A 10,449-nucleotide genomic window follows, 5' to 3' on the forward strand; every position below is an offset into this window, starting at 1 on the left:
ATGCTAAACTGCAGCTCTGAAAATTCGAGCGAATTGTCGTGGGAAGAGGTTACCGCGGTAGGTGTGCATGGACGATTGTCGCACAGCTGCTGCAACCGGGGTTCTGTCGGGCGGCGGTCAGTTGTTCTCTACCCGGAGATTTTCATCACGACCGGTAGTCGCCGTTGATCGCGACATATTCCTTGGTGAGGTCGCAGGTCAAAACGCGGTCGCGGCCCTTGCCGAGGCCGAGCGCGACCTTGATCTGGATCTTCGGCTGCTTCATCGCTGCTGATACTTCGGCCTCATCGTAAGTCGGATCGCGAGCGCCGCTTTTGGCGACGCGGATGCCGTTGAACGAGATCGAGAGCTTGTCGCGGTCGGCGGGTTCGCCGGCTTTGCCGACCGCCATCACCACGCGTCCCCAGTTGGCGTCTTCGCCGGCGATCGCGGTCTTTACCAGCGGCGAATTGGCGATCGACATCGCGATTCTGCGCGCGGAAGTCTTCGAGACCGCGCCCTCGACGATGATCTCGACCAGCTTGCGAGCGCCTTCGCCGTCGCGCGCCACCTGTTCGGAGAGGTTGGCGAGCACGGCGCGAAAGGCCTTCGTGAATGCCTTCAGGCGCGGGTCGCCGGCACGGCTGATCTTCGGCGCGCCGTGGGCCGCCGCTGCACCCGTCGCAAAAGCAAGCAGCGTGTCCGAGGTCGAGGTGTCGCCATCGATGGTGACGGCGTTGAACGTATCCTCTACGCCGGCCTTCAACAGCGATTGCAGGGCGGGGGAGCTGATCGGCGCGTCCGTGAAAACGAAGGACAGCATCGTCGCCATGTCCGGCGCGATCATGCCGGCGCCCTTGGCCATGCCGTTGATCGTCACCTTGGCCTTGCCGAGCTTGACGGTTGCGGTTGCGACCTTCGGGAAGGTGTCGGTGGTCATGATGGCGCGTGCCGCGTCCATCCACGCATCCGGCGTGGTCTGTGTGGCGAGCTCGCCGAGGACGCCATCGAACTTGGTGGCGTCGAGCGGCTCGCCGATCACGCCGGTGGAGGCCAGAAAAATTTCGTTCGCCTGGCAGCCGACCGCCTTTGCGGCGATCGCGGCGGTCATGGCCGTAGACTGCCGTCCGGTTTTGCCGGTGAAGGCGTTGGCGTTGCCGGAATTGACAACGAGCGCGCGAGCTTTGCCGCCGCCGAGTTTGGCCCGGCACCACTCCACGGGCGCCGATGGGCACCTCGACCGGGTGAAGACACCGGCCACCGTCGTGCCCTTGTCCATGATGGCCAGCAGCACATCGGTACGGCCCTTGTAGCGGATGCCGGCAGCCGCAGTCGCGAGCGTCACGCCCGCAATGGCGGGCATGTCCGGAACGCCGGTGGGAGCAAGGGGGGAGACGGTGGAAGACATGATCGAGCGGCCCTGTCGACAAATGAAATTGGCTCGGCCGTCCAGGGACGGCCTATGCCCGCCATCCCACGTCTTCAGCATCGATCGATGAAGGTCTCAAGACGTGGACGCCCGGCGCAAGTGGCCGGGCGTGACGTCAAATACTGAAATTCCGCGGTGAAGTCGATTTACTTCTTCGCGGGCGCCATCTTGGAGTCCGCCGGCTTGGCCGCGTCGGGCGCCGGAGCTGGCGTATTGGCGGCCTGATCCATGCGCTCGACCTTCGCGCTTTCGCGCAGCTTGGCGACATATTCGGCCTGCGCCTTGCGGGCCACGTAGGTCTCGATCTGGGGCTTGACCTGCTCGAAGTCGGGCGCCTTGCGGTTGCGCTTTTCCTCGACCTTGATGATGTGCCAGCCGAACTGCGATTTCACCGGATCGGAGATCTTGCCGGGTTCGAGGGTAAAGGCGACCGCGGAAAATTCCGGGACCATCTGATCCTTGGTGAAGAAGCCGAGATCGCCGCCGTCGGCAGCGCCGGGATCTTTCGACTTCGACTTGGCGAGCGTGGCAAAATCGGCGCCTTTCTTCAGGTCTGCCTCGATTGCCTTGGCCTCGTCTTCGGTTTCGACCAGAATATGCCGCGCGTGCACCTCCTGCTCGCCCGAGATCTGCTTGGCGGCTTCTTCGTAAACCTTCTTCATGGCCTCGTCGGTGGTCGCAGCTTTGCCTTCCGACGCCAGCAGGCTGTCCATCAGGAGGCGATTGCGGCTGAAGGCGAGGCGGGCCTTGAAGTCGGGGCGATCCTCGATCTTCTTGTCTTCCGCGGCCTTGGCGACGATCTTCATGTCGATCAGAAACGCCAGTACGTTTTCCTTCTTGGTCGCAGGGTCCATCTGCGCGAGGCTCGGCCCCAACTCTTCCTCGGCGAGCGTCAGGTCGCTTTGGCGGATTTCAGCGCCGTTCACCTTGGCAAGCACCGGGTTGGCATCTTCAGCGCGCAGCGGCAGGCTCGCGAACAGAGCAATCGCAAGTACGCCGGTGGCGGCGGCAAAGCGGACGTGCGCACCACGTTTCGCGTCTGATGACGAAGTAGTCATGGAAAATCCTTATCTCCAAAGCCGTATGGCTGTTGCGGCAGGGCCGTTTAAAACCGCGCGACACTCGCCCAATCGCGTGGCCTTGGCAACGCGAAAAGTCTGTCAAAATGATGAATTCCCGGAAAGGCGAGCCATGGGGGTAGGGCCTCGCCAATCGCCGGCCAATGCATCGATCGGACCCTTTGCCGCTACCGTGGTAAACGCCGATTCCGCTCCCTTGCTGAAACAATCCGAAAATCGGGGATAGGCGGTGGCGAGGCTCCAGATCGTCAACCCTTTCGCGGCGTTGACAACCCTTTGGGCCAGCCATATCTCTGCCCAACCTGAGTCAATGGCGATAGCGCCCGTTTTGCCGCGTTTTAGCCGTTGAACCCGGGATTGCTGAACTCCCACTCATTCGACGGACGATCCGGTCAGGGCCGGTCATTGGCGCGTCACGATGAGTTGATTAGCAGTCCCCATTTCGCGGCAGCTTTGCCGAACGGTAGGACAGGAATTTGGCATGATCGGCGCGCTCGCCCGCAAGTTTTTCGGTTCCGCAAATGACCGCCGGGTCAAGGGATACCAGGGCCGCGTCGACGCCATCAACGCGCTGGAGCCGGAACTGGCTGCGCTATCGGACGAAGCGCTGAAAGCGCGCACGGCCCAGTTCCGTCAGGAGCTCGCGGAAGGCAAGACGCTCGACGACATCCTCGTCCCGGCCTTTGCCACGGTCCGGGAAGCCGCCAAGCGTACGCTCGGCCAGCGGCATTTCGACGTGCAGTTGGTCGGCGGCATGGTGCTGCACGAAGGCGATATCGCCGAAATGAAAACCGGCGAAGGCAAAACGCTGGTGGCGACGCTGGCGGTTTATCTCAATGCGCTCGCCAGCAAGGGCGTCCATGTCGTGACCGTCAACGACTATCTCGCCCGGCGCGACTCCTCCTGGATGGGGCAGATCTACGGCTTCCTCGGCCTGACCACGGGCGTCATCGTGCATGGTCTGGACGATGCCGAGCGCAAGGAAGCCTATGCCTGCGACATCACCTACGGCACCAACAACGAATACGGCTTCGACTATCTTCGCGACAACATGAAATACCGGCTGGAGGATATGGTCCAGCGCGAGCATTTCTACGCCATCGTCGACGAAGTCGACTCGATCCTGATCGACGAAGCGCGCACACCGCTGATCATCTCCGGACCGCTCGACGACCGGTCGGACTTCTACAATACGATCGACACCTTCTTTCCCAAGCTGGACAAGGCCGACTACGAGGTCGACGAAAAGCAGCGCACGGTGACGCTGACCGAAGGCGGCATGGAGAAGCTGGAAACGCTGCTGCGTGACGCCGGTCAGCTCAAGGGCGAGTCGCTCTACGACGTCGAGAACGTCTCGGTGGTGCACCACGTCAACCAGGCGCTGCGCGCGCACACGCTGTTCACCCGCGACAAGGATTACATCGTTCGCGACGACGAGGTCGTGATCATCGACGAGTTCACCGGCCGCATGATGCCTGGCCGGCGCTATTCGGAAGGCCTGCATCAGGCGCTCGAGGCCAAGGAACATCAGACGGTTCAGCCGGAAAACCAGACGCTCGCCTCGATTACCTTCCAGAACTATTTCAGGATGTACGCGAAGCTCGCGGGTATGACCGGTACGGCGGCGACCGAAGCCGACGAATTGTTCGACATCTACAAGCTCGACGTGGTCGAAATCCCGACCAACCTGCCGGTGGCGCGTCTCGACGAAGACGACGAGGTTTACCGCAGCCAGAACGAGAAATACGCCGCGATCCTCGCCGAGATCGAGCGGGCGAACGCGCGGTTCCAGCCGGTTCTGGTGGGCACCGCCTCGATTGAAAAGTCGGAAGTACTGGCCGAATACCTCAAGAAGCACGGCTACAAGCAGATCGACTTCGGCAACGAAAATGCGATGGACAAGCTTTACGCGGCGGCCCGCGCCGGAAAGCCGGCCAAGCTGTTTGCGGTGCTGAACGCACGCTTCCATGAACAGGAAGCTTACATCGTGGCGGAAGCCGGCGTGCCCGGCGCGATCACGATTGCGACCAACATGGCCGGCCGCGGCACCGACATCAAGCTCGGCGGTTCGCCGGACATGCGCATCGAGCACGAGACGGCGGGCATCGCCGACGAAGCCGAACGCAATGCGAAGATCCAGCAGATCAAGGCCGACGTCGAGCGCTTCCGCGAGATCGTGCTGAAGGCCGAGGAGACGATCGAGATCGAGCCGGCGAAAGGATCGAAGCCGGCCAAGATCGTGACCAAGCCGGGCGGGCTCTACATTATCGGCTCCGAACGTCATGAATCGCGGCGCATCGACAACCAGCTTCGCGGCCGTTCCGGCCGCCAGGGCGACCCCGGCCGTTCAAAATTCTTCCTGTCGCTGGAAGACGATCTGATGCGGATCTTCGGGTCCGACCGGCTCGACACCATGCTGACCCGGCTCGGCCTGAAGGAAGGCGAGGCCATCATCCATCCCTGGATCAACAAGGCGCTGGAAAAGGCGCAGCAGAAGGTGGAAGCCCGCAACTTCGATATCCGCAAGAACCTTCTGAAGTTCGACAACGTCCAGAACGATCAGCGCAAGGTGATCTTCGATCAGCGCATCGACCTGATGAAGGACGAAAGCGTGGCCGAGACGGTCGCCGACATGCGCCGGGCCTTTGTCGAGGACGTCGTGACCAAGCATGTGCCCGAACATGTCTATGCCGAACAGTGGGACACCGCCGGCCTCAAGGAAGAACTCAAGCGCGTACTCGATGTCGACCTGCCGGTCGACGAGTGGGCCAAGGAAGAAGGCATCGCCGACGAAGAGCTGCTGACCCGGATCGAAAATCGGGTCGACCAGCAAATGGCGGCCAAGGTGGCCCAATGGGGTCCCGAGGTGATGCGCTATGTCGAAAAGACCATCCTCCTCCAGACGCTCGATCATCTGTGGCGCGAGCATCTCGTGATGCTGGACCACCTGCGTCAGGTGATCGGCCTGCGCGGCTACGGCCAGCGCGATCCCTTGCAGGAATACAAGTCGGAAGCGTTCAGCCTGTTCGAAGCCATGATCGCGCATCTGCGCGAGGCCGTCACCGCGCAATTGATGCGCGTCGAAATCGTGCCGCCGGAAAATCAGCAACCGGAGCTTCCGGCGATGCAAGTGCACAAGCTCGATCCCGATACCGGCGAGGACGAAATGGCGTTCGCTAGCGCCTCGCTGGTGCCCGCCGCGACCGCCAACCGTGACCCGAAAAGCCCGGCGACGTGGGGCAAGGTCGGCCGCAACGAAGATTGCCCCTGCGGCTCGGGCAAGAAGTACAAGCATTGCCACGGCAAATATGCGTGAGGGCTGAGGCGCGTTATCGCCCTGACTAGAGTTCCGATTCCGAAGTCCGCACGGTATCGCGGCAACCTCCGATGCGAGCTTCGGAATCAAAGGAGCTCTAGTAACTTATTGATTCTAGTGCGGCCTTGAATTTGAAGTTCCTATAAAGCGATTGCCGCTACACTGATAGGAACTTCAAATTCGCCGCACTAGTTCCGTCATTGCGAGCGTTAAGCGAAGCAATCCGGAATCGTGGGGCGCTTCGTCGCTTCGCTCCTCGCGACGACGACGGTCCATCGGTGTTTCAACAGTCAGCTATCAGCGCGTTGCCTTGAGCAGGGGAATGCTGTTCGGATCGCGCGGGGCCGCCATCTGCCTCAAATAGACATAGATGTCGGCGGCGTCTTTGTCCGAAACGATCGCGGCCTCGTAAGGCGGCATCTGATTGGCGGGATGACGAAGCTGATTGAGGAAGCCATCGAAAGACAGCTCCGTGCGTGACAGTTGCGGGCCCGTCATGACAGCGCCTTGCCCCGCGAGCCCATGGCACTGATAGCACCCGGTCTCTCGAAACAACGTCTTGCCGTTGTCGGCATTCCCGGCCGGCGCGGGGATTTGCTGGCCGCCGGCCGGCCCGACCGCTGGAAGGAGCACCGCGATCAAGACTGCCACTCTGAGGTTGACCTGTTTCATGGCCTGCCCTTCAACGCGGCTGCGTGACGACGTCGATCAGCGCGGGCTGGCCGGCCTTGACGGCGGCGATGCCCTTGCGGAAAGCGTCAGCGAGGTCGTTGGGATCCTCGACCGGCCCGATGCCGACCGCGCCGTAGCCCATCGCAATCTTCGCGTAATCGATATTCGGATTGTCGATCGTCGTGCCGATCGTTGCGTTGCGCACGCCGCGATCGTGCCGATTCGCCATGCGCTGGACGTGCATGAGTTCCTGGTGATAGGCGCGGTTGTTCTGGATGATCGTCAGGTAGGGAATGCCGTGATGCGCGGCGGTCCACAACGTATGCGGTGCCATGTTGAACTCGCCGTCGCCGGTGACATTGACGACCACGCGGCCTCCGGCGTCGCGGTGCGCCAGCGCCGCGCCTAGCGCCGCGACCGGCTGATAGCCGACGCCGTAGCCCCCCGAGCCGCCGATAAAGCGATAGTGCTTGTCGAGCGGCCACAACCGATGCGGCCAACGGGACGAAAAATCGCTGTCGGAGACCAGCGCCCAGTCTTCCTTCTGAAGCAGCGCCCAGAGCTCCATATAGAGCCGCGCCGTGGTGATCGGGGTCGCGTCCCATCCAAGCGCCGCCTCGGCGCGCGTGCGTTCGATCGAGCGCTGGTAGGCCTGGCGCAGCTTCTCGCTCCGCATCTCGTTGGCGCTTTTCCCGCCGGCTGCGCTCGCCTCGCGCTGCACGGCCTCGATCAGGAATGGCAGCGTCGTCTGGGCGTCGGCCGTGATGTTGATGTCGGCTGCCGCGTAGCGCTGGAAGTCCTGATAGTTGGAATGGACCAGAAGATCGTGGGTCGAGATGCTGATGACCTTCACACCCGATTTGACCCGCGATACGTCGGTGCGTTGCAGCTGGTCGCGCACGGTGTTGAGCTGACCGAAGAGATCGACCGGCTCAAGCGAGAGGATGCAATCGGCCTGCGCGACCAAGGTGCCGGCGCGCTCCGATTGGCAAAGGTAATGTGTGTTCGGCATGTTCATGCGCGAGCGGTTGTCAATGACCGGCGCCTGCAGGAGTTCGGCCAGGCGCACGAGATCGTCCATACCGGCTTGCGAGCGCGCATAGCGATCGGCAATGATCACGGGGTTCTCTGCGGTCACCAGCATCCTGGCGGCTTCGCGCAACGCATTCGGATCGCCGGCGGCCTGCGAAGGCACGGTCAACCGAGGAATCCTGAGTTTGCGTTCTTCGCGCTCCTCGAGCGGATCCTCCTGCAGCTTGCTGTCGGCAACAATGAACACCGGTCCGGGCGGTTGCGCGCAGGAGAGCGCGTAGCCACGGACCGCCGACTCGGCGAAATGTTGCAGCGACATCGGATAGTCGTCCCACTTGACGAAATCGCGCACGGTAGCCGCGCCATCCTGCACGCTGTGGAACCACTCGACGCCGGGCCGCCGTTCATTGAGCGGGCCCGCATTGCCGGTAAAGAGCATCATGGGAACGCGGTCACAGTAGGCGTTGTAGATCGCCATCGCCGCATGCTGAGTGCCGACGGTGCCGTGCATGATTGCGGCCATCGGTTTGCCGGCGACCTTTGCGTAACCGTGCGCCATCCCAACCGACACTTCCTCGTGCAGGCAGGTCAGCCATTCCGGGCGCTTGTTGGCGCCGTAGTTGACGAAGCTTTCCTGCAAGCCTCGAAAGGTCGAGCCGGGGCAGGATGCGATGTAGTCCAGGTTGAGCGTCTTGCAGACATCGACCATGAAATCGGAGCCGGTCTTCTCCGTCGTCAGCCGTTCGACTTCCGGCGGCCGTTCGCGTTCCTTGGCTTGAATGGTTGCGGTCGGTGTTGGCGCGGGACCCTTGGGCGGCTGCGGTGTCTGCGCGGAGACGGTCTGGGGCGCGGCGATCGTCGCTCCGCCGGCTGCAACCACACCTTTGAGAAATCGACGGCGATGCAGGCCCGACGTTTCCGACTTGGCCATGAGCCTTCTCCCGCTCCTTTTTGGCGCGCCACCGACGAGGACGGCTCGGCGTTGTTGTTTGATGCGGGGAAGACTAGCGCATTGAAAACCACGATGCGAGGAGGTCGCTCGTCAAATAGCTGCTGATCGCAGCATAGAGCTCTGCGGAAGCAGCGGCGCTTGTTGGGAGGGTAGGCTTACTTGGCTGCCGAGAAGCGGTTGTCGAACGAATTCGCCGATACGATCGGTTGCGCGCCGGCCACCATGCTGTTCGTCGTGGCAGGCGCAGCCGCTGCGGTTTCGGCGACCGGCTTCAATGGCGGTTTGGCGGAAGCCTGTCTGGTTTCGGCCTTCGGCTTGGGAGTCGATCCCTCCGGGCGCGGCTGCCTGGCCTCGGCGGTCTTCGGCCGGGCCGGGGCCGTTGGCTGTGAGGCGGTAGCGGTCGTATCGGTAGAAGCGCTGCTCAGGCCAACCTTGCGGGCAAGGCTGGAAAAGAAGCCGTCGGATTCGCCGCTCTGCGCTGCCGGAGCCACGGCCGCCACGCGCGTCGAGGAGGACGTCGGAGTGAGTGAAGCCGTCAGCGGCTCCTGCGGCGAGGTGACCGGTCCGTGCGGCGGATTGACGGTGCTGGGGATGGTGCCGGGCGCCCTGTCGGTCGTGAGCAACGCAAGGCCGGAGCCGCCTTCGGAAAGACCTGTATTGCCGTTGGGAACTCTGGCGGCGAACACCCTGTTCATGCCTCCGTCGATGCCGGTGTTCAGTTGGGCCACCGGCGTGCCCTTGGCGACCAGCTTGGCGTATTCGGCTTCGTCGGCTTCCTGCTTTTCGCGAACGGCTTGCGCGAGTTCATCGGGCACGACGTAAGCAGGGCATTTGGCCGAAGCGTCAAACACCGGATCTCGCTTGGCGTCCGGCGCCTTCACCGCATCGAATACGTATTTCTTCTCGCAGAAATCGACCTTCGGCTCCTGGCGCGTTACTTCGAAATGATCGTTGCCTTCCTTGATCATTTTCCAGAACGCCATGTGCGGGCTGTTGCGATGGCGAGCGAGGTTGAGCGGCGTCATCCGGAACGGATAGGCCTGGAACTGAAACGACTTCTGGCCCCCGAAAAACGACTCGCGCCCCAACGCGTAGATTTCTGAAATCTGCTCATCGGTCATCGCGTAGCAGCCGCGCGACGAGCAGTCGCCGTGGACCATCAGCTCCGAGCCGGTATGCCCGAGCGATCGGTCATACGCGTTCGGATAGCCGGTATTGAAAGAGAGATAGTAGGCCGACGTCGGGTTCATCTGCGCCGGCGTGATCGCATAGAACCCTTCCGGGGCCTGGCGGTCGCCTTCGCGGACCTTCGGTCCGAGATCGCCGGACCAGCGGCAAATCGGGTAGGTCTTCAACAGCTCGAAGCGGCCGGTGCGGTCCTGTTTCCAGACCTCGAGTTCGGCCTCCTGCTTGAACAGCCGGATCAGGATCGGCGATTGCAGATCCATGTTCTTGGCGTCGATCTGGGCCAAGAGCCTGGGCGGGACCGGCTGGTTGGCCTTGGCGTTGGTGGCGAGCGAACCAATCTCGTCGCTATTGCAGCCGGCCAGCAGCACAGCTGCCGACAGCGCAGCAGACATCATGAGCGCGCGAAACAACGAGCGGCCGATCAATGCAAAGCTCCACACCCAACGGGCAATTCTCGCAAAATCGCGTCGACGCCCTGAAGCCATTGAATAAAATATTATCCTTAAAGCCCCGTTTGCCGCAAGCCGAGGCTGGCCCTGTGTCCCAAGCCCGCTTGGGCATGGTCAACAGAGTTTAAACAGGCTGCGGGGGGCTGAATTGCGACCAAAATGGCAGAAATTTGATGGAAATGGGGCCACCGGAGCCGGGCTGGTTCCGTAACAGTGGATATCTCTCAGAACGATTTCCGGCCGATATCGAGGAATTTCTGACGCCGCTGCTTGCGGATCGCTTCGGCGCCCAGATGCTTCAGGTCATTCAGCGTCTGGGCGATGGCATCGCCCGTGCTTGCAATCATGGCAGC

The 10,449-nt window shown here is 62.3% G+C and carries 6 protein-coding genes and 1 pseudogene; 1 reads left to right on the forward strand and 6 read right to left on the reverse strand.

The annotated features are described in order from the left end of the window. Positions 1-145 precede the first annotated feature (145 nt). Entirely contained in the window at positions 146-1,387 is a 1,242-nt protein-coding gene (gene argJ, locus WB528_RS16685) for a bifunctional glutamate N-acetyltransferase/amino-acid acetyltransferase ArgJ (RefSeq protein ID WP_423889515.1), read from the reverse strand. Positions 1,388-1,554: 167 nt separating this feature from the next. Further along, complete coding sequence (locus tag WB528_RS16690; protein ID WP_423889516.1) at positions 1,555-2,466, reverse strand: peptidylprolyl isomerase; 912 nt, start codon at positions 2,464-2,466, stop codon at positions 1,555-1,557. Positions 2,467-2,968: 502 nt separating this feature from the next. On the opposite strand from WB528_RS16690, the gene secA reads away from it, so the two are divergent. Beyond that, positions 2,969-5,803 carry a preprotein translocase subunit SecA gene (gene secA, locus WB528_RS16695; protein WP_423889517.1) on the forward strand — a complete coding sequence of 945 codons (2,835 nt, stop codon included), beginning with the start codon at positions 2,969-2,971 and terminating at the stop codon, positions 5,801-5,803. Between the two features lie 297 nt (positions 5,804-6,100). Here secA and WB528_RS16700 read toward each other — a convergent pair whose 3' ends face one another. The 4 genes and pseudogenes from WB528_RS16700 to WB528_RS16715 all read right to left on the reverse strand — a co-directional run. Beyond that, complete coding sequence (locus WB528_RS16700; protein ID WP_423889518.1) at positions 6,101-6,475, reverse strand: c-type cytochrome; 375 nt, start codon at positions 6,473-6,475, stop codon at positions 6,101-6,103. Positions 6,476-6,485: 10 nt separating this feature from the next. Continuing rightward, the gene (locus WB528_RS16705) at positions 6,486-8,438 is read right to left on the reverse strand and encodes a thiamine pyrophosphate-binding protein (RefSeq protein WP_423889520.1); all 1,953 of its coding nucleotides are present in this window, start codon (positions 8,436-8,438) and stop codon (positions 6,486-6,488) included. 176 nt (positions 8,439-8,614) lie between these two features. Continuing rightward, on the reverse strand, positions 8,615-10,072 hold the full coding sequence (locus WB528_RS16710) for a L,D-transpeptidase family protein (protein WP_423889521.1): 1,458 nt from the start codon (positions 10,070-10,072) through the stop codon (positions 8,615-8,617). Between the two features lie 248 nt (positions 10,073-10,320). Continuing rightward, positions 10,321-10,449: pseudogene (locus WB528_RS16715) on the reverse strand (acetyl-CoA carboxylase carboxyltransferase subunit alpha); the annotation flags it as partial.

It is taken from the genome of Bradyrhizobium sp., from assembly GCF_049586575.1.
Classification (GTDB): Bacteria; Pseudomonadota; Alphaproteobacteria; order Rhizobiales; family Xanthobacteraceae; genus Bradyrhizobium.

Bases quoted from the DNA above. Each gene is read 5' to 3' on its own strand.
- argJ (WP_423889515.1), bottom strand. From the start codon at position 1,387: ATGTCTTCCACCGTCTCCCCCCTTGCTCCCACCGGCGTTCCGGACATG.
- WB528_RS16690 (WP_423889516.1), bottom strand. From the start codon at position 2,466: ATGACTACTTCGTCATCAGACGCGAAACGTGGTGCGCACGTCCGCTTT.
- secA (WP_423889517.1), top strand. From the start codon at position 2,969: ATGATCGGCGCGCTCGCCCGCAAGTTTTTCGGTTCCGCAAATGACCGC.
- WB528_RS16700 (WP_423889518.1), bottom strand. From the start codon at position 6,475: ATGAAACAGGTCAACCTCAGAGTGGCAGTCTTGATCGCGGTGCTCCTT.
- WB528_RS16705 (WP_423889520.1), bottom strand. From the start codon at position 8,438: ATGGCCAAGTCGGAAACGTCGGGCCTGCATCGCCGTCGATTTCTCAAA.